This window comes from Siminovitchia jepli (genome assembly GCF_047228825.1).
In the GTDB taxonomy this organism is placed as follows: Bacteria; Bacillota; Bacilli; order Bacillales; family Bacillaceae_C; genus Siminovitchia.
Genome location: NZ_JBFEGN010000001.1, coordinates 105822 through 124619 on the forward strand (window position 1 = coordinate 105822; position 18798 = coordinate 124619).

Sequence of the window (18798 nt, forward strand, 5' to 3'; positions counted from 1 at the left end):
AGATAAAAGAAAAAAATGACGAAAAAAATAGAGAGGAAAATGTCCTCTCTACGCTTCATTAGTGAGTGCTGTTATTATCTACAAGTTTAACCATTACTCGTGCAAGGGCTTGCTGCTCTTCTTCAGATGCAACAGACCATAAATCGGCCAATACTCTTTCCTGTTCGTTTTTAGGGTCAACCTGTTGCGCCAAATAGTCCCCAACCTGGTGGGCCATTTGGTGAATGACTTCGTCCGACATGCCTTGCTGCTGCGCTTGATCCAGACGGTCACCGAGAAAATTTTTCCATTGTTCCCAGTTTTCAAGTACTGACATGATCAAATGCCTCCTTCACTAAATTCGTACGCTGTTATTATTTCTCTCTTTTCTTAAAATATTCACCCATTCATCACCGGGAGAAATCAAGTATACCAGCCCCCATTTACCGCAATGACCTGCCCGGTAATATATGAAGCGCTGCTTGATAATAAAAAAGATACAGCATCTGCAACCTCCTCCGGCCTGCCTAGCCTTCTCATCGGGATGTCATCTTCAAGCTGTTGCAGCTCGTCATTGGTAAAACGCTTTAACATATCGGTTTTGACAGCCCCGGGTGCAATACAATTTACGTTTAAGCCGCTTCCGGCCACTTCCTTGCTCAAAGCCTTTACAAACGAAATTTGTGCCCCTTTGACAGTTGAATAAAGAACTTCGCAAGCGGCACCTGTCTGACCCCAAATGGAGCTGATCAATACGATATGCGAGGCAGCATTTTTCATTAACTTTGGGAGTAAGGTTCTGATTAATATGATCGGACTTTTTACATGAAGTTGGATGGCCCGCTCCAGCGTATCGTCATCCAATTCGGTAAATAGACCAAAAGGTGCATTGCCGCTTGCATATACGATGGCGTTGATATGGAAAATATTGTCAATCAGCTTTTGGCATCCGGCGGCCTCCTCCAGATTTGCTTGAACGGGTATGGCTTCAACTCGATCATCGGACAGTTCCTCCATAAGGGCCATTATCTTTTCTTCATTGCGGTGATAATGCAAATATAAATTCCAGCCTTCTTTGGCCATTATTTTTGCGGCTGCTGCTCCAATCCCTCCGCTTGCCCCGGTAATCAACACATATTTACACATTATAAATATCTTCCCTTTCAATAAAAGAACCTGGCGATTTAAGCCAGGCTTATCTTCCTTTTGGTACAACTTGGCAAACAGTTATGCGGTCTTCCGAAAAAAATTGTTCCGCAGTTGTTTGCATCTCCTGATAAGTAAGATTTTCAATGACAGGAAGAACATCAAATAAATTCATATCGTTAAAAGCATATCGGGTAAACTGATTGGCAATAAACTCCGGTGAATTCAAAGATCTTAAAAATCCCCCGATCCTTTTCTTCTTGGCCCTTTCAAGCATCTCTTCCGTCAAATAGCCGGAAGGATCGCGGAGCATCATTTCCTTCAGCCGCCCGGCCAGGCGGTCCGGATCCCTTGTATCCCCGCCAATGATCGCAAATCCAAAGCCTTCTTCCTGTGTAAAATCATATTGAAATGTTTCATCTATGAGGCCTTCTTTATAAAGGGACTCATAATGATTCGAACTTTTGCTGAATAACGTATCCAGTATTAGGTTGACAATGATTTCATTTTTCAGCATGGATTTGCCCGTTTCTTCCGGTTTAACAGCTTTAACGCCCACAAGACATTTAGCTGTTTGGACATCCATTTGCAAGACCTGTTTCTCTTTGGCAACAGCCTCCGGTTCATCTTCAAAATGGCGGGTGATGCCGCTTGCTTTCTCAAATTGTTTTTTGGCCTGGTCCTCCCGGACAAAATCCATGACTTCCCCCGGATCAACCGGCCCTGTAATAAATAGCAGCATATTGCTCGGATGGTAAAACGTATTGTAACAAAGGTATAAAAGATCAGCCGTAATGTCGGCAATCGATTCGATCGTGCCGGCAATATCGATTTTTACAGGGTGATTGCGGTACATGTTTTCAATGACGCCAAAATATACACGCCAATCGGGGTTGTCATCATACATCGTGATTTCCTGGCCGATGATGCCTTTTTCTTTTTCAACCGTTTTTTCTGTAAAATAAGGTTCCTGCACCATATGGATAAGTGTTTCAAGGTTTTGTTTCACATTTGAAGTGCTGGAAAATAAATACGCTGTCCGTGTAAATGACGTAAATGCATTGGCGGATGCTCCCTGCTTGCTAAACAATTGGAAGACATCTCCGTCTTGTTTTTCAAACATCTTGTGTTCCAAAAAATGGGCGATTCCGTCCGGAACAGATTGCAGTTTTTGGCCGTTGAGCGGAACGAAGGTGTTGTCAACAGAACCGTACTTTGTCGTGAATGTGGCAAACGTTTTGTTAAAGCCCGGCTTTGGCAATATATATACATCCAGGCCGTTTTCCAGTTTTTCATAATGGATGGTTTCCTTTAGCTGGTTGAAAACAATTGACTTCATTGGTTATCCCCCTTTCCGCCCGTCAAAAAGTATATGGTGTCCAATTCCACTTTTTCGGCTGCCGCCATGATATCCTCTTTTGTCGTTTTGACAACTTCATCGATCCAGTCTTCCGGTTTGATATGTGTCCGGGCGACAACGTTATGATAAAGGATTTCGACCAATCCTCTCGCTGTGTCGATCGCTTCAAGGAATTGGTTTTGGATAACCGCTTTTGTCTGTTCCAATTCCTGATCGGAAAAATCACCTGATTTCATGGCTGTCATTTGTTCATGGATAATCGTTGTGGCCCGTTCGTAATTTTTCTCATCTATTCCTGCCATAACCATCAGCAATCCTTTATGGCTTTCAATCCTGCTTGCTGCATAATAGGCCAAATTTGCTTTTTCCCGGACATTGATAAACAGTTTGGAATGAGGAAAACCGCCAAAGATGCCATTGAACATTTGCAAATGAAAATAGGCCGGGGCTCCATAACGGATATTTGTACGATACCCGATGTTTAATTTCCCCTGCTTTAAATCCTGCCTTTCCACAATCGTCTTAAAGTCTCTGTCCGTTTGTTTCTGTTCCGGTTCAATGATTTTGGGTTCCCGGTTTTGAAAGCTTAACGTGTCGCAATATTTTTCGGCTTCCCCGCGGTCAATGTCCCCGATGACATAAAGATCAAGCTCGTCTTCGGCAAGGGCTTTTTTATAGTATTGATATAGTGATTCTCCCGTTATTTCATCTACACGATCGGCCTCTCCCTGGACAAAAAGGGCATAACGCTCGCCCTTGCACATTTCCTCGGTCAGGCGTACACTTGCATATCGCATTTTATCGTCGTATACGGAACGGATCCGCTGTTTTAAATTCCGTTTTTCTTTTTCCATCGTTTCCGGATCAAAAGCGTTTTGATTTACATTTGGATTTAATAATACTTCCTTGAGCAGCTCCACTGCTTTTTGCAGCAGCGGCTCGCTGTCCTGCAAGTAAGTCTCATTCGCGATTTCAATGGTAAAAGTGACAATATGATATTCCCCTTTTTTGCTTAAATCCACTTGAAGCGTTGCCCCGTATAAGTCATCCATATAGGAGCGCAAGCTGGATGTAGTTGGATGATTCTTAGTCCCGCTTTGCAATACTTGAGGCAACAGCGCACGGAAGGTGACTGTTTCTTGCTCCAAAGGGGCTTTCATTTTCCAGATCAATGTATTCGTTTTAAATTTGTCTGTTCGAATCAAATGCAAGGTATATCCATTTTTTTCTATTGTTTCTTCATGGAGCAGCGCCATTCGCCACGCCTCCTTTTTACAATCAATAATGGGAGTGTATGAAATAATCTCTCTTGCATATCGTATGCCGGATTCTGGCAGTATATACAGTATGGAACTTTTAAGACGTTTGTTCCTCGGCATGTTTTGGAATTAATACTGTTCGCGGTTTGCTTCCTTCGTATGGGCCCACTACTCCCCTGGCCTCCATTTCATCAATCAGCCTGGCAGCGCGTGTATAGCCGATCCGGAATCGGCGCTGGAGCATGGAAACTGAGGCTGTCTGCATCTCTGCAATCAATTGGACGGCTTCTTCGTACAGCTCGTCCTCCACTTCCGCCGATGTTTCGGGGATATCGTCCGGAATCATCTCTTCCTGATATTGCGCTTTTTGCTGTGAAATGACAAAATTGACGATATTCTCGACCTCGTTGTCGGATAAAAAAGCACCCTGGACACGAACGGGCTTGGATGCACCGACAGGCAAGAACAGCATGTCCCCCCTGCCAAGCAGCTTTTCGGCCCCTCCTGTATCCAAAATCGTCCTTGAATCCGTTTGGGAGGAGACTGCAAATGCAATGCGTGATGGAATATTGGCCTTAATGACACCTGTAATAACGTCTACGGATGGACGCTGGGTAGCAATAATTAAGTGGATTCCTGCTGCACGGGCCATTTGGGCAAGTCTTGTAATGGAATCTTCCACATCATTTGAAGCAACCATCATGAGATCCGCCAATTCGTCGACAATGACGACAATGTATGGCAAAAGCGGCTGCTTGTCTTCAGTTTCCACATTCATGCGGGTGACAAAATCATTATAGCCTTCAATGTTTCTTGTACCCGTATGGGAAAACAATTCATAGCGCCTCTCCATTTCGCTGACCACTTTTTTCAGTGCCTGCGAAGCTTTCCGGGCATCCGTAACAACCGGAGCAAGCAAATGAGGAATCCCGTTATAAACATTCAATTCTACCATTTTCGGGTCAATCATCATCATTTTAACTTCATGCGGCTTTGCCCTCATTAAAATGCTCGTGATGATCCCGTTGATGCAAACGCTTTTTCCGCTTCCTGTTGCTCCTGCGACAAGGAGATGGGGCATTTTATTCAATTCGGCGACAACCGCCTCCCCCGTAATGTCCCGACCCAGCCCGATTTGCAGCTTTGCTTCGGGTTTTTGATGTTTTTTTGATTCCAGCACTTCTCTCAATGATACAACGGCTATTTCCGAATTCGGGACTTCAATGCCGATGGCCGATTTTCCCGGAATGGGCGCTTCAATCCGGATGTCTTTTGCTGCCAGTGCAAGCGCAAGATCGTCACTGAGGCTTACGATCCGGCTCACTTTTACCCCTGCATCGGGGTGAACTTCATACTTGGTTACAGCGGGCCCCAAATGAACTTGTGTGACACGGGCTTTTACCCCAAAGCTTTGGAATGTTTTCTCAAGTTTCGCCGCATTTGAATGGATCAATTGATATTCACTTCTTTGGTCTGCCGCTTTGGGCCTGACAAGCAGGGAATACGGCGGAAGCTTGTAATCTTTATTTTCCATCTCGGTAAAAGCAAGGGGCGGCGATATGTCATCCTCTTGCTTGTCCTGCCCGGGCTCAGTCCCCTTTTCGTTATCCTGGGCTGGAAGCGTTTCATCCGCCATTGGATCACGTTCAGTAAAACTGGATATAATCGGCTCTGATTCTTCTCCGGCTGATAACGATTCGCTGTTTTTGGCAATATGTTCATTTTGCCGCATGGCTTCATTTTGCTTTTTTTCTTCTTTTGCAGCCCTTCTTTCAGCCTTTTCCGCCCTCCATTCTTTTAGGTCTGTCTTAAAAGCGGCCCATTGTTTCTTTAAGAAGGATATTCCCTTCCGGCCCGCTTTTTCGATGCTTTCTCCCATCGATTTGCCCGTAAGGAGCAAAATTCCGGCCAAGATAAGAAAGAAACTGATGATTTTCGTGCCGGTTGTATCAAACAGCAAATAACATCCCGAAAACAAAACGGCACCGATCATGCCGCCGCCAAGATCATTTGTCGATGTTTCATGCTGGATGATTTGCATGAACAGTGAATATGTATTTTTAATGACGCTGGAGTTGGCCAGCATCCCTTTTTCGGACATAAACCCGAACAGCCTGATGTGGGAAAACAAAAGCACGCTTGACAATATACAGTATAAGCCAACCAGCCTTCCCCTAAAAAAGACCGGCCATTCCCTTTTAACCACAAAATAGGCGGCCATATACAGTACGCCAAGCAGTCCTGCCATATACCATTCACCAAGGAAAAAGTAAAAAAAGTTGTGTATTCCGCGCCCAACCGCCCCCAATTTTACGATGGAAATGAAGCTTAGCGCAAACAGGGCGATGCCGGCCAGCTCAAATTGCAGGATTCGTTTCAGTTTATTCGCTTTTTTACTTCTTCTTTTTCGTTTTGCCATAATATTCACCTTGCGATCTTTTTAAATAAAGAGAAAGCAGCCAGGGGACAGAGGCTGCATTTTCTTTCCATTATATCATAGATTTGGATGACTGAAGAAGCCGATCCTGAGCAGGTATAAATAAATTCCCGGAACTCCATTACATCCGGTCGATTGTTACGTAGGAGCCGGGCTGGATTTCCGAACGTAAAAAGTCACCCAAATTGCTGCTCATGATCCGGACCACTTTGTATTGATCCCCTTCCTGTTGGACAATTAGGGGGATTCCGTTCCACAAACACTGTTTTTGGCTGGAGAAATCTTCTTCATTGACGGGGAAAATGAGTTCATGCGGAACGATTGAATGGATGATCATTGGATCATCCCTCCTTCTTCTTCATTTTTGGCCTGTTCATTTAATTCGATCAGCTCGTTCAATTTTTTCATCGCTTTCCCGATGCCGCCCACTTCATCAATTAAGCCGTATTTGACAGCTTCATTCCCGATAATATTCGTTCCAATATCCCTCGTTAAATTACCTCTCGCAAACATGAGGTCCTTGAATGTTTCTTCAGAAATATTGGAATGTCTTGTGACAAATTTTACGACGCGCTCTTGCATTTTATCCATATACTCAAAAGACTGGGGAACGCCAATGACAAGCCCTGTCAACCTGATTGGGTGTATTGTCATCGTGGCTGTCTCGGCAATGAAGGAATAGGAGCAGGAAACGGCTATGGGCACGCCAATCGAGTGTCCGCCTCCGAGCACAATGGAAACAGACGGCTTTGTTAATGTTGAGAGCATTTCTGATATGGCCAGCCCCGCCTCCACATCACCGCCTACCGTATTTAATACGACAAGCAATCCTTTAATATTTGGATTTTGTTCAATCGCTGCCAGTTGGGGGATAATATGTTCATATTTTGTTGTTTTGTTTTGGGGAGGCAACTGCATATGCCCCTCGATTTGGCCGATGATTGTCAAGCAATGAATATTCGTATCCTGGGGCATTTGCGGAATGTTCGTTTGTCCGAGCTGCTGTATTTTTTCTACGATGCCTGCCGGCTTGTTTTCGGGCGTTTCATTCGGTGCTTCAAACCCGTAATCGGGATGATTGACATTATTCATGGTGCCCTCCTGAAGTAAAGAATTCCATGTTATTATTTACCCGCTTACGCTTTTCCATTCAGAAAGAAAAGCGCCAAGAATACATTCTTGCACGCTTTTAAAGGAGCATAAATTTGTTCTTTCGCAAATTTAGAACAATCCATCCCGCTTCCGACCCCTGACTTCCCAAAAAAACGCCTTAGCGTTTTTTCTTGATGGCTATATTTCCATTATAATCGGCAGGATCATCGGCCTTCTTTTTGTTTGATCAAACAGATATTGATTTAACCTGTCCCGGATTTCCTGCTTGATGCCCGCCCAGTCGAAAGAACCTTCTGCGACCGCCTGTTCAACGATTTTTCGCACGATCTTTGTCGATTCTTCGATTAATGTTTCAGATTCCCTGACATATACGAATCCGCGTGAAATAATTTCCGGTCCCGATGCTATTCGTTTATGTTTCTTGTCCAAAGTGACAACGACCGTAAAAATCCCGTCCTGGGATAACAATTTCCGGTCGCGAAGCACAATGTTTCCGACATCCCCTACGCCAATGCCGTCAATGAGCACATTTCCGGCAGCGACTCTGCCACCCGGCCCCATTATCCCGTCTTTGTATTCAATGACTTCCCCGTTGGCCGGTATAAATATGTGGTCCCTGGGCAAGCCCGTTTCTTCCGCGAGCTTCGCATGAGAAAAAAGCATGCGGTATTCTCCTTGAATCGGGATAAAATACTTGGGCTTCATCAAATTGAGCATCAATTTTAAATCTTCCTGGCTGCCATGGCCCGAGACGTGTATTTTTCGATATGGCGCATTGACGACAGCACCCGCACGGTAAAGAAGGTCGATCGTCCTGAACATAAATGTCTCCAGTCCAGGCGATGGGGTTGCCGTAATTAATACGGTGTCACCCTTTTTAATGTTTACATGGTTATGATTTTGTCTTGCCATTTTTTGAAGTGCTTCAAACGGTTCTCCCATCGTTCCGGTTGATATAATGACGATTTCATTGTCATCATGTTTGCCAATATCGTTGATCGGAATAATTAAATCAGCGCTGGCAAGGGATAAATAGTTTAATTTGAGCGCTATTTCAAAACTGCGTTCAATGCTCTTGCCTACAATTGCCACTTTCCGTCCATTTTCAAAAGCTGCATCAAGCGCCTGCTGGATCCGGATAAAATTCGATGCGAAACAAGCGACAATGATTCTTCCGGCAGCCGAATGGAAAATGGCCGACAACTCTCTTTCGGTAACTGCCTCTGACGTCGTAAAGCCGGGGTTTTCCGCTTCCGTGCTGTCTGATAAAAGACACAACACCCCGGACTCCCCAATACTGGCCATTTTTCCGATTTCCGATCTGTAAAGGCCAGTTGCTGCCTGGTCAAATTTAAAGTCACCCGTATGGACAATTTTGCCTTCCGATGTGTGAATGCAAATGCCTACAGAATCCGGAATGCTGTGTGTCGTGTGAAAAAATGTAATAACCGCCCGGTCAAATTTCAGCCTGGAGCCGGACTTTATCGTATGGAACCTGGCGCCCGATTTAATGCCGAATTCCCTCATTTTTTCCTTCGCAAGCGCAATCGTCAATTTCGTTCCAAATACGGGAACATTGATTTTTTGGATTATATATGGAAGCGCCCCGATGGCGTCTTCATGGCCGTGCGTTAAAAATATTCCTTTAATCCGCTCTTTTTGTTCTTCCAGCCATGTCGTCTCTGGAATGACAATATCGATGCCGAGCATTTCGTTTTCCGGAAACATGAGGCCGGCATCGATAACGAAAATTTCCGTATCCACCTCGACGACATACATGTTTTTCCCGATCTCGCCTACACCTCCAAGCGGGATAATTTTAATACTTTCGTTTTTTATTTTAGTCAATATATTTCTTCCTCCCATATGTTAATTCCCGATCAAATAAAATCAGTTATGTTTTATTATACTTGAATGGCATTTCCATCTTCAACCGTTATCAAAGGGGGAACATTTTGTCAGTGTCCTCCAACAAGCAAATATGGACAGTCTATGATACAATTTTATTAAAATGTTTTTAAGGGGGGTCATGATGTACAAGGACACTCTTTTCCATGAACTTGAAATGTACCGTTCTTTTATCCAATATTCGGATATCCTGTTTTCCCGCCATTCTTTGGATGGCTCTTTTACATACGTGTCACCGACCTCCGTTTCCCTGCTTGGCTATAAACAGGAGGAGTTATTCAATGTTCCGCTTTTTGAATTGACGCATCCTGCGGACAAATACAAAGTGGAAAACTCTTTTGCAAATAATATACATAAAAAAATTTATTATCGCTTTCGGAAAAAAGAAGGGGATTATATATGGCTGGAAACAGCGATCATTCCCTTTCTTGATGGGGATAAACCAAAGCAGATATCTTGTATTTCCAGGGATGTCACATGTCAAATAGCCGCAAAGGACCAATTGGAGGAAAATAAAGAAACTTATCGCCTTCTCGTAGAAAATTTTCAAGATACAGTTGGCATTATTACAAAGCGCGGACAAATCATTTACATTAATGATACAGGGAAAAAATTGTTTGGTGTAACCGGAAAAGAGGAGCTGATCGGAAAGTCCGTATTTGACTTTCTCCCGAAAGAATCGTATTCAATTTTTCAAAAACAATTGCTGAAAACGGATTCGGGGGATACGTTTGAGATAAAAATCTCCCGCCATGATCAGCAATTGAAACATGTCCAAGTCAAATTAATTCCTACAAAATTTAAGGAACATCATTCCTATCAAATTTTAATACGTGACATGACGGAACAAAAAAAGGCAGAAGAAATCATGCAGAGGACTGAAAAACTTTCGGTTGTAGGCCAGCTTGCAGCCGGAATAGCCCATGAAATCCGAAATCCGCTTACCGTCATAAAAGGATTTGCTCAATTATTGAGCCAAGAAGAAGATAACGATTACCTGGATGTTGTTTTGGATGAATTAGAGCGGATAGAAGATATCGTCAGTGATTTGCTCATCTTGGCCAAACCCCAGCCTTCCCGATTGGAGAACCTTGATATAAGCCAACTGCTTTCAAGCACGATTGATCTGTTTAAATCGGAAGCCATCCTCCATAACGTGGAAATCATACCGAGCTTTGAACTTTCAAATCCATGGATACAGGGTGAACCGGATAAACTGAAGCAAGTATATATCAATATTATCAAAAATGCGATCGAGGCAATGCCAAAGACAGGCGGGAAAATTTTTGTTACGGCACAAAATTTGAGTTACAATAAAATATTAACAAGGGTGAAAGATACGGGAGTGGGCATTCCGAAGGAAAGAATCCCCAATTTGGGAGAACCTTTTTACAGTACAAAGGAAAAAGGAACAGGCCTTGGCCTGATGATTTGCAACCGGATCATTAAAAATCATGGCGGAACGATCAAAATTGACAGCGAACTGAACAAAGGAACAACAATCAACATCATCATTCCTACAGCAGATATCACGCAGAAGAAACTGGATCAGGAGGACCCGACTCTTAAACCGGATAAAGATGAACAATAATCAGAAGCCGGAAGCCGGAATTGGCCTAAATTGCGAAAGATCCAATTCAGGCTTTCCCAACTATATAAAAATCCCCCTTTTATGGGGGATTAACTTTTGTTTACTTTTACTGCTTTCAACAGCGCCTGCAAATTCAATCGTTCTTCCTCCGTAAGCGGGACGAGCGGAAGACGGACGGACCCCGCATCAAATCCGGATAGCTGCAAAGCGGTTTTAACCGGGGTTGGACTGGGCGCATGAAACAGGCCCCGCATTAGCGGCAGCAACCGCTGGTGAAGAAGTGCGGCATTTGCATGGTCCCCATTTAAAAAGTACCGGACCATTTCCTGTATTTCATTCCCGATGACATGAGCAGCCACCGATACAACGCCAATACCGCCAATCGATAACACAGGCAGTGTAAAAGCGTCGTCCCCGCTGTACAGTAAAAAGTCGTCATCCGTTTCGGCAATAATTTTTGTCATCGCATCCAGATCTCCGCTTGCTTCCTTAACAGCCACAATGTTGTCTATTTTTGACAATTCAATGATTGTTTCGGGATGAATATTGACGGCTGATCTTCCCGGAATGTTGTATAACATGACAGGCAGTGACGTCGCCTTCGCAATCGCGGCAAAATGCTCATATAATCCGGCCTGGTTCGGCTTATTATAATACGGGGCTACCAGCATGATGGCATCGACGCCCATTTCTTCCGCACGCTTCGTAAGTTCGATTGACTGATACGTATTATTTCCGCCCGTACCTGCAATGACAGGGATCCGGCCATCAGCAGCACGTACAGTATGGTCAAAAAGGGCGAGCTTTTCTTCCGTTGTCAGCGTCGGGGATTCCCCTGTCGTCCCCGCTACAACCAGGGAGTCCGTTCCGTTGTTGATCAGGTGGTCGACAAGCTTGATTGTTTTCTTGAAATCTATATTGCCTTTGTTGTCAAATGGGGTTACCATCGCTGTTGAAACTCTGCCAAATCGAGCCATTGTTTTTACACCTCAACCTTACACATATTCTATTTTTTCTTTTTGCAGTTCAAACACATCATGTAAAGCATTGACGGCATTCGCCAAATCTTTTCCCTCGACAAGGACCCAAATGGTCGTATGGCTATCAGCAGTTTGAAGAATGCGAATTTCTCTCTCAGCCAATGCGGTCACAATTTTTGCCGTAACTCCCGGAACGCCGGTGATTCCTGCTCCAACAACCGAAACTTTGGCACAATGACGTTCAACAAATGGTTCGTATCCATGTTGATTCAGCACTTTCACGGCACGGTCAATTGTATGCTCCGGTACGGTGTAAACCACATCGTTCGGTGAAATATTAATAAAATCGACGCTGATATTTTCATTGGCCATTGCTTTGAAAACTTCAGATTGAAAATGATATTGCCCTTTTTTGGCAATTACCTTAATCTGGGATATATTTTCGACATGGGCAATACCGGTCACGAGCTGTTCACGGACATCAGGCATGTTGTTTTTCCGGTCTAGCGTTGTAACAAGCGTGCCTGGAGACTCCGAATAGGTTGAACGGATCCGCAAAGGTATTTTGGCCTGCATGGCAATTTCAACAGCACGCGGGTGAATGACTTTCGCCCCTTGGTAGGCCATGTTGCATACTTCGTTGTAAGTGACAACCGGAAGCGGACGGGCTGTTTTGACGATCCTCGGATCTGCTGTCATCATTCCCTCTACATCTGTAAAGATATCAATGTATTCGGCATGAAGCGCTGCCCCAAGGGCTGCGGCAGACGTGTCGCTGCCTCCGCGGCCAATCGTGGTGATATCCCCGTTTTCGGCTGCGCCTTGGAAGCCGGCGACGACAACCGCATCATTGGCTTTTAATTCCTCGATCAGGCGATCGCACTTCATTTTTATTATTTTGGCATTTGTATAGTCACGGTTTGTAACAAACCCGGCCTGCGCACCGGAAAAAGCGGCAGCCCGAACGCCGTTTTTCTTCAGCATATGCGTAAAAACGACGCTGGAAATGGTTTCCCCGCATGACATGAGCATATCTTGCTCTCTGTTGGACAGCATAGTTTTCTTGCCTCCAATCAGGTCGAGCAATGTATCCGTCGCATATGGATCTCCCTTGCGGCCCATTGCGGATACGACAACAACCACCTTATATCCATTATTGATGGCGTTTATGATATGTTTTTTTGCATGTTCACGCGTTTCACTATTTCTGACAGATGTACCGCCAAACTTTTGGATAATTACCTTCATGATAACACCCCGATTATAAACTATGCTGTGGAGCGTTGACTAAACCCAATTTGACCAGGCTTTCCGCAATCTGCACCGTGTTTAGAGCAGCTCCTTTTAGTAGATTATCAGAAACGATCCACATATGGAAACCATTTTTTTCATCAAGATCCCGGCGAATTCTTCCGACGAAGACATCGTCTTTGCCGGCTGCCGTCGCCGGCATTGGATATAATTGTTCTTTCGGGTCATCTTGAACAGTGATCCCCGGAGCATCTTGAAGGACCGCTTTTATATCATCGTCAGTTACACCATTTTGTCCTACTTCAATATAAACAGACTCGGAATGCCCGGTTTCAACAGGAAGACGGACACATGTAGCCGCCACTTTCAAGTCGGGCATGCCCATAATTTTTTTCGTTTCATTGATCATTTTCATTTCTTCAAACGTATAGCCGTTGTCTGTAAACCTGTCAATTTGCGGGATGACGTTAAAGGCGATTTGATAATGCTTTTCTTCGTTCCCAACCGGCAAAATTTGCGGTTTGAAATTCTCTTCATCAAGAATCGCTTTGGATTGTTGATTCAATTCCCTGATTGCGGCTGCTCCTGCTCCGGATACAGCCTGGTACGTAGATACAATCACTTTCTTTAAGCCAAACGCTTTTCTGATCGGCTCAAGGGCTGCAACCATTTGAATCGTGGAGCAGTTGGGGTTTGCAATGATCCCCTGGTGGTTATTCAATGCTGCTTCGTTTACTTCCGGTACAACGAGAGGCACTTCCGGATCCATGCGGAACGCGCTTGTATTGTCAATCACGACCGCTCCCCGTTTTACGGCTTCTTTGGCAAATTTTTGCGAGACGCTGCCGCCTGCGCTGAACAAAGCAATATCCACCCCTTCAAATGATTCGGGAACCGCTTCTGCCACAGTGATGGTTTCCCCTTTAAATGAAACTTGCTTGCCTGCCGAACGCGCCGAGGAAAGCAAAGTTAATTTGCGAATAGGAAAGTTCCTTTTTTCAAGAGTTTGGATAATTTGTTGACCAACCGCTCCTGTCGCACCCATGACAGCGACATGATAGCCTGCACAATTTGACATGTAAAAACTCTCCTCCCAATCCCAACAACTTTTCTCAAAGACTTTGTTTACAAGGATTTATTCAATAATTATCATTTTACCACACTTTTAAAAGCTTTTAATAATGTTTTATGGAAAAGTTGCAACGGAACTTGAACGAATAAGGGAAAGAGAGTGGGCGTTTTTCATCTCTTTTTCCCTATCCATTTAATCACCGTCACGAAAACGTTCAATAATGACCGGCTGAATCTGATGCCCTTCAATCGCCGCTTCCACGGTTTCCGGAAGCATCTCCATGCGTGCTACCATCGATGTCGGCTTTTTTTCCGGATTATCTTGTCCGTACGGTATAAAATAAATGTGTTTGGCGGCCATCAGCCTCATTAAATTGACACCATTTAATCCCAAAGCATCATTGGTCGAAATGCCCAATACAACCGGTCGCCGGTTTCGCAGGGTTGCTTTGGCGGCCATGAGTACGGGGGAATCGGTTAAAGCATTGGCAAATTTGCTCAGTGAATTCCCTGTCAGTGGAGCAATTACCATGCAGTCAAGGGGCATTTTCGGACCGAGCGGTTCCGCATCAACGATAGTGTTAATCACTTTGCGGCCGGCCAGGCTTTCAATTTTGGCAACCCAGTCCTCCCCCTCTCCGAATTTCGTATCGGTGTTTTTAACCGTGTATGTTATGACCGGAATGACTTCCGCGCCCAATTGAACGAGCTTTTCTATTTGCGGCAGTACCGCATCATACGTACAGTGAGAGCCGGTCAATCCAAAACCAATGCGCTTTCCCTTCAAACTCATTGTCACGTCTCCTTTCGGTTTTTTAAGTCCTCGGCCAATAATTTCGAAAGAACATTCGCCAATATATTGCCGGCAGTTTTTGGCGCAACAATCCCGGGGAGGCTGGGTGCGAGCAACGCTTTGATGCCCCGTTTTTCCGCATACCTGAAATCTGTGCCTCCGGGTTTTGATGCCAAATCAATAATGAGCGTGTGTGAAGGCATTTGCGCAATAACTGCAGCATTGACGACAAGGTGGGGGATTGTGTTAATGCAAATGTCAATATTCTTCACTTCATTCCTTAATTCATTTAAATGGAATGAATCCAATCCCATTTCTGTCGCCCTTGCGAGATCGGCTGTTTTTCTGGCCCCTACCTTGACCTTTGCACCGAGCAAAGAAAACGCCCTGGCAACACTCATGCCGACCCTCCCCAGTCCCAACACGGCCACCGAAGAGCCATGGATCGTAATCTCCGTGTTTTGGATTGCCATCATAATCGTTCCCTCTACGGTTGGAATGGAGTTATAGATGGCCACATCATCCCGTTCAAATAAATTGACAAGCTTTCTGTCAGCATTTTTGGTAATTTGGTTTAAATAATTGTTGCTGATCCCCGAATAAACGGTGCAGCGGGAAGGAGTATGGCGCAATACTTGCTCGGTGAGGACAACTTTTTCGTTTGAAAAAATCGTTTCGATTTCACCGTCCAGGTTTGTTCCCGGGACGGGCAATACGATGGCATCCATTTCCGAAAAATGAATGTCATGCAATTTTTCTTTTACTGCACCCGTAAAGGGCTGATCCAATTGCTCAAATCCCACCAGGTACACTTTAGCGTCCAGCTCGGTAAGTTTTTTGATAATTTCAAGCTGCCGCGCATCTCCCCCCATGATGACGATTTGCATATCAGTCAACATTAAGTTTCCATCATCTTCTCTGTCCATGGTGAATCCCTCCGCTTCCATATTGTATGTTTTACCTGAGCATGAGTGCCTGGCATCCCGCCTGTGCTTATATATTTGGGTAAGATGTCCTTCAATAGAAAAATGCCGGTGAACTCCTTCTGTAATAGAAAGAGACCCGGCACTATATATATATCCGTTAAGGTTCCGGAACTTCCAAAATGATCATATCTGTTCCGATTGTCCGTATGTTTCTCCAGGGAACCCTGATTTCGCCCCCCGATTTTCTCATCCATTTTCCCGTCGGAATGATTAAGCTATTAATTTCACCGGTGCCGCTGTTGATTTCCAGATCAGTTTGGCCCAGCACTCCCAATCGTTCCGCTTTTTTAAAGTCGACAATTTCCTTCCCGCCCAGTTCGCTTAACCGCATCTTTCCACCACCCCCAATTGCTCAACGTTATTACAATATATAGCCCGTTCCACTCATTTAGAATTATAAAGTGGCTCCTACACGAATGTGGGGATATTAGTTAGCCGCAAGCGTCAGTTGTTTTTCGGGGCTAATCAACGCCAAAGTGTATTGGTCGGTAAAAATTTTTTCAGCCATCTCATTTACACAGCTTACTGTCACTTGATCAATTTCATCAATAATTTCATCAAGTGAGCGATGCTTTTTCAATAATAGTTCATTTTTTCCGTTGCGGCTCATCCGGCTGTTCGTGCTTTCCAATCCAAGCATTAAGTTTCCCTTAAGCTGCTCTTTGCTATTGTTCAGCTCTTTTTCCGAAACGCCTGTTGACTTTATGGTACTGAGTGTTTTTTGAATGGTTTCAAACAATTCATCCGCCTGATTTGACCCTGTTCCACCGTAAATCGTCACGAGTCCGCTGTCCTTGAATGAAGAATGGTAGGAAAATACCGAATAGGCAAGCCCTCTTTCTTCCCGAACTTCCTGAAAAAGCCTGGAAGACATACTTCCGCCGAAAATATTGTTCATCACGATCAGCTTGTAAATATCCGGATGTCCGATGGGCAAACCTTCAAACCCGATGCAAAGATGGGCCTGCTCCGTTTCTTTTTGCTTGACAGCTCTGTTTGTTTGAAAAACAGGCTTCGTTTCACGGGCCGCTTTCCCTTTCCTTTCAAAGTTTCCAAATAAGCGCTCGATTTCATAAATAAATGGTTCATCCACATTTCCCGCCACGGATACGACGATATTTTCGGGAATATATTTCTCTTCGACGTATGAGTTGAGCAAATTACTTGTAAAAGTAGCGAGCGATTGTTCCGTTCCCAAAATCGGAAACCCGAGCGGGTGTGTATCATAAGCAGCTTTGCTCAATAAGTCATGGACGATATCATCAGGTGTATCTTCATACATCTTTATTTCTTCCCGGACAACGTTTTTTTCTTTATTCAGTTCATCCTCAGCAAAGGTTGAGTTGAAAAACATGTCCGATAATGTTTCCAAAGCATATTTTGCATGGTTGTCCAGCACCTTCGCATAATAGCAAGTATATTCTTTGGATGTAAAGGCATTTACCTGGCCGCCAATGGAATCAAATGCTTCGGCTAATTCTTTTGCGTTTCGGGTAGTCGTCCCTTTGAAAAACATGTGCTCCAAAAAATGGGAAATTCCATTGTTATCCGTCCGTTCATCACGGGAACCGATTCCCACCCAAATGCCGATAGCTACGGAGCGAACAGTGGACATTTTCTCTAGTACAACCCTTACTCCATTTTGGCAAGTATATTTCGTTATCACTGCACTTCCTCCTGTTCGTGGTGTGAAAAATCTATTGCGAAGTTTGAATTTTTATAATATGCTCTTCATCCATTAATTTACTCACTGTCCCGATCCTTAAATGTTTGCTTTTGATTTGAATGATTAATGGTTCGAGAGCTTGGTCAGTTGGATCGGTCGGGTGCATTAATACCATTGCACCAGGATGAATTTTCGACATAACCCGCTTCATAATCGTACCAGGGGGCGGTTTTTGCCAATCAATGGTGTCTACCGTCCATAGCACAGTCTTCATGTTCAGCCCGTGGGCGATTTCAATAGTTTCTTCCCGAAATCCTCCGCTTGGCGGACCGAACCAAACCGGTTTTTTTCCTGTTGTGGCTTCAATGACTTCATTGGCTTTTACGATTTCATCTCTCGCTTCCGCTACTCCAAGCGATTCCATCCTGGGATGGCTGTACGAATGGTTGCCAATTTCGTGGCCGGCTGCAGCAATCATTTTTGCCAGATCGGGATTTTCTTTTACCCAACGGCCTTCCAAAAAGAATGTTGCTTGTACATTGTGCTTCTTCAAAGTTTGCAGCATGGAAGGCAAAAATTCGTTCCCCCAGGCTACATTAATTAAAAATGCGACCATCGGCTTGTCGGGGTGACCGCGGTAAATCGGTGCAGGCGGCAGGTCGTCCAAATGAACTTTGGGCGGAATTTGTTTAAAAACGAGTTTTCGCTCATCGTAAGAACTCCCTTTCATCTTTTTATGGGAAGCTGCAATATCGACTTGTATTCCGTTATACCCTGGCATCGCCTTCCACACCCTGTCAATTTGTGCGTCTTGCGGCGGCATGTCATATTTTTTCGCGGCGGCTTCAATTGATTTCAGCAAGTGGTTTTCCTTGGATGATGTTTCGGCCGTTTCATTTTTTAATTGATGTATATAGGCAGTTGTATAAGAATTAAATACGGTCAATATTGCTAGAATAGCAACTAGTCCGAAACCAAGCAAGTTTTTTGTATTCATCTCGACATTTTGCCTCCTTCAACATAATTTTATGAAGAAGTGAGACAAGGTAGACCAGTTGGGATGATATGGAACCAACACGGACTGGTTCTGTAAAAATACGATCAGAAACCACGGATTTTTCATATACCTCGGAAAAATCATACGACCTTTGGGAACAAAATAAGAAAAGCGCAAGCGCCCGAAGTGGAGCACTCCGCAATGAGATAAAGGAAGCACGGCGAGGAACGCAGGCTCAGGCTGTGACCTCCTGTCGCTTCG

General features: G+C 44.4%; 17 protein-coding genes. 1 reads left to right on the forward strand and 16 read right to left on the reverse strand.

Annotated elements, in window-relative coordinates:
* Positions 1-58: 58 nt before the first annotated feature.
* The 8 genes from AB1L08_RS00555 to AB1L08_RS00590 all read right to left on the reverse strand — a co-directional run bounded on the left by AB1L08_RS00555 (position 59) and on the right by AB1L08_RS00590 (position 9142).
* Positions 59-316, reverse strand: a complete 258-nt coding sequence (locus AB1L08_RS00555) for a DUF3243 domain-containing protein (RefSeq protein WP_413062715.1) — start codon at positions 314-316, stop codon at positions 59-61.
* Between the two features lie 86 nt (positions 317-402).
* Positions 403-1125: an elongation factor P 5-aminopentanone reductase gene (ymfI, locus tag AB1L08_RS00560; RefSeq protein WP_413062716.1), complete on the reverse strand. Its 723-nt coding sequence runs from the start codon at positions 1123-1125 to the stop codon at positions 403-405.
* 49 nt (positions 1126-1174) lie between these two features.
* Complete coding sequence (gene yfmH, locus AB1L08_RS00565) at positions 1175-2464, reverse strand: EF-P 5-aminopentanol modification-associated protein YfmH (RefSeq protein WP_413062717.1); 1290 nt, start codon at positions 2462-2464, stop codon at positions 1175-1177.
* Positions 2461-3741: an EF-P 5-aminopentanol modification-associated protein YfmF gene (gene yfmF / locus AB1L08_RS00570; protein ID WP_413062718.1), complete on the reverse strand. Its 1281-nt coding sequence runs from the start codon at positions 3739-3741 to the stop codon at positions 2461-2463. Before yfmF ends, yfmH begins: the two co-directional genes overlap by 4 nt.
* Before the next feature lie 100 nt (positions 3742-3841).
* The gene (locus tag AB1L08_RS00575) at positions 3842-6163 is read right to left on the reverse strand and encodes a DNA translocase FtsK (RefSeq protein WP_413062719.1); all 2322 of its coding nucleotides are present in this window, start codon (positions 6161-6163) and stop codon (positions 3842-3844) included.
* Positions 6164-6302: 139 nt separating this feature from the next.
* On the reverse strand, positions 6303-6518 hold the full coding sequence (locus tag AB1L08_RS00580) for a YlzJ-like family protein (RefSeq protein WP_413062720.1): 216 nt from the start codon (positions 6516-6518) through the stop codon (positions 6303-6305).
* Positions 6515-7273, reverse strand: coding sequence for a ClpP family protease (locus AB1L08_RS00585; RefSeq protein ID WP_413062721.1), 759 nt, complete (start codon positions 7271-7273; stop codon positions 6515-6517). Before AB1L08_RS00585 ends, AB1L08_RS00580 begins: the two co-directional genes overlap by 4 nt.
* A 198-nt stretch (positions 7274-7471) precedes the next feature.
* Entirely contained in the window at positions 7472-9142 is a 1671-nt protein-coding gene (locus tag AB1L08_RS00590; RefSeq protein ID WP_413062722.1) for a ribonuclease J, read from the reverse strand.
* Positions 9143-9326: 184 nt separating this feature from the next.
* Here AB1L08_RS00590 and AB1L08_RS00595 point away from each other — a divergent pair, with 184 nt between their 5' ends.
* Positions 9327-10793: a PAS domain S-box protein gene (locus tag AB1L08_RS00595; protein ID WP_413062723.1), complete on the forward strand. Its 1467-nt coding sequence runs from the start codon at positions 9327-9329 to the stop codon at positions 10791-10793.
* An 89-nt stretch (positions 10794-10882) separates the two neighbouring features.
* Here the strand turns inward: AB1L08_RS00595 and dapA are convergent, their stop codons facing one another.
* The 8 genes from dapA to AB1L08_RS00635 all read right to left on the reverse strand — a co-directional run bounded on the left by dapA (position 10883) and on the right by AB1L08_RS00635 (position 18537).
* The gene (gene dapA / locus AB1L08_RS00600) at positions 10883-11770 is read right to left on the reverse strand and encodes a 4-hydroxy-tetrahydrodipicolinate synthase (RefSeq protein WP_413062724.1); all 888 of its coding nucleotides are present in this window, start codon (positions 11768-11770) and stop codon (positions 10883-10885) included.
* Positions 11771-11788: 18 nt separating this feature from the next.
* Positions 11789-13021 (reverse strand): aspartate kinase, encoded by a 1233-nt coding sequence (dapG, locus tag AB1L08_RS00605; RefSeq protein ID WP_413062725.1) that lies wholly within the window; start codon positions 13019-13021, stop codon positions 11789-11791.
* Between the two features lie 13 nt (positions 13022-13034).
* The gene (asd, locus tag AB1L08_RS00610) at positions 13035-14102 is read right to left on the reverse strand and encodes an aspartate-semialdehyde dehydrogenase (RefSeq protein ID WP_413062726.1); all 1068 of its coding nucleotides are present in this window, start codon (positions 14100-14102) and stop codon (positions 13035-13037) included.
* A 186-nt stretch (positions 14103-14288) separates the two neighbouring features.
* The gene (gene dpaB, locus AB1L08_RS00615; protein ID WP_413062727.1) at positions 14289-14888 is read right to left on the reverse strand and encodes a dipicolinate synthase subunit B; all 600 of its coding nucleotides are present in this window, start codon (positions 14886-14888) and stop codon (positions 14289-14291) included.
* 2 nt (positions 14889-14890) lie between these two features.
* The gene (dpaA, locus tag AB1L08_RS00620) at positions 14891-15787 is read right to left on the reverse strand and encodes a dipicolinic acid synthetase subunit A (protein ID WP_413062869.1); all 897 of its coding nucleotides are present in this window, start codon (positions 15785-15787) and stop codon (positions 14891-14893) included.
* A 184-nt stretch (positions 15788-15971) separates the two neighbouring features.
* Positions 15972-16205: a YlmC/YmxH family sporulation protein gene (locus tag AB1L08_RS00625; protein ID WP_413062728.1), complete on the reverse strand. Its 234-nt coding sequence runs from the start codon at positions 16203-16205 to the stop codon at positions 15972-15974.
* A 96-nt stretch (positions 16206-16301) separates the two neighbouring features.
* Complete coding sequence (locus AB1L08_RS00630) at positions 16302-17540, reverse strand: M16 family metallopeptidase (RefSeq protein ID WP_413062729.1); 1239 nt, start codon at positions 17538-17540, stop codon at positions 16302-16304.
* A 31-nt stretch (positions 17541-17571) separates the two neighbouring features.
* The gene (locus AB1L08_RS00635) at positions 17572-18537 is read right to left on the reverse strand and encodes a polysaccharide deacetylase family protein (RefSeq protein WP_413062730.1); all 966 of its coding nucleotides are present in this window, start codon (positions 18535-18537) and stop codon (positions 17572-17574) included.
* Positions 18538-18798: the final 261 nt, after the last annotated feature.

Excerpts from the sequence above, each read along its gene's own strand:
- AB1L08_RS00555 (WP_413062715.1), bottom strand. The coding sequence starts at position 316 with ATGTCAGTACTTGAAAACTGGGAACAATGGAAAAATTTTCTCGGTGAC.
- ymfI (WP_413062716.1), bottom strand. The coding sequence starts at position 1,125 with ATGTGTAAATATGTGTTGATTACCGGGGCAAGCGGAGGGATTGGAGCA.
- yfmH (WP_413062717.1), bottom strand. The coding sequence starts at position 2,464 with ATGAAGTCAATTGTTTTCAACCAGCTAAAGGAAACCATCCATTATGAA.
- yfmF (WP_413062718.1), bottom strand. The coding sequence starts at position 3,741 with ATGGCGCTGCTCCATGAAGAAACAATAGAAAAAAATGGATATACCTTG.
- AB1L08_RS00575 (WP_413062719.1), bottom strand. The coding sequence starts at position 6,163 with ATGGCAAAACGAAAAAGAAGAAGTAAAAAAGCGAATAAACTGAAACGA.
- AB1L08_RS00580 (WP_413062720.1), bottom strand. The coding sequence starts at position 6,518 with ATGATCATCCATTCAATCGTTCCGCATGAACTCATTTTCCCCGTCAAT.
- AB1L08_RS00585 (WP_413062721.1), bottom strand. The coding sequence starts at position 7,273 with ATGAATAATGTCAATCATCCCGATTACGGGTTTGAAGCACCGAATGAA.
- AB1L08_RS00595 (WP_413062723.1), top strand. The coding sequence starts at position 9,327 with ATGTACAAGGACACTCTTTTCCATGAACTTGAAATGTACCGTTCTTTT.
- dapA (WP_413062724.1), bottom strand. The coding sequence starts at position 11,770 with ATGGCTCGATTTGGCAGAGTTTCAACAGCGATGGTAACCCCATTTGAC.
- dapG (WP_413062725.1), bottom strand. The coding sequence starts at position 13,021 with ATGAAGGTAATTATCCAAAAGTTTGGCGGTACATCTGTCAGAAATAGT.
- asd (WP_413062726.1), bottom strand. The coding sequence starts at position 14,102 with ATGTCAAATTGTGCAGGCTATCATGTCGCTGTCATGGGTGCGACAGGA.
- dpaB (WP_413062727.1), bottom strand. The coding sequence starts at position 14,888 with ATGAGTTTGAAGGGAAAGCGCATTGGTTTTGGATTGACCGGCTCTCAC.
- dpaA (WP_413062869.1), bottom strand. The coding sequence starts at position 15,787 with ATGTTGACTGATATGCAAATCGTCATCATGGGGGGAGATGCGCGGCAG.
- AB1L08_RS00625 (WP_413062728.1), bottom strand. The coding sequence starts at position 16,205 with ATGCGGTTAAGCGAACTGGGCGGGAAGGAAATTGTCGACTTTAAAAAA.
- AB1L08_RS00635 (WP_413062730.1), bottom strand. The coding sequence starts at position 18,537 with ATGAATACAAAAAACTTGCTTGGTTTCGGACTAGTTGCTATTCTAGCA.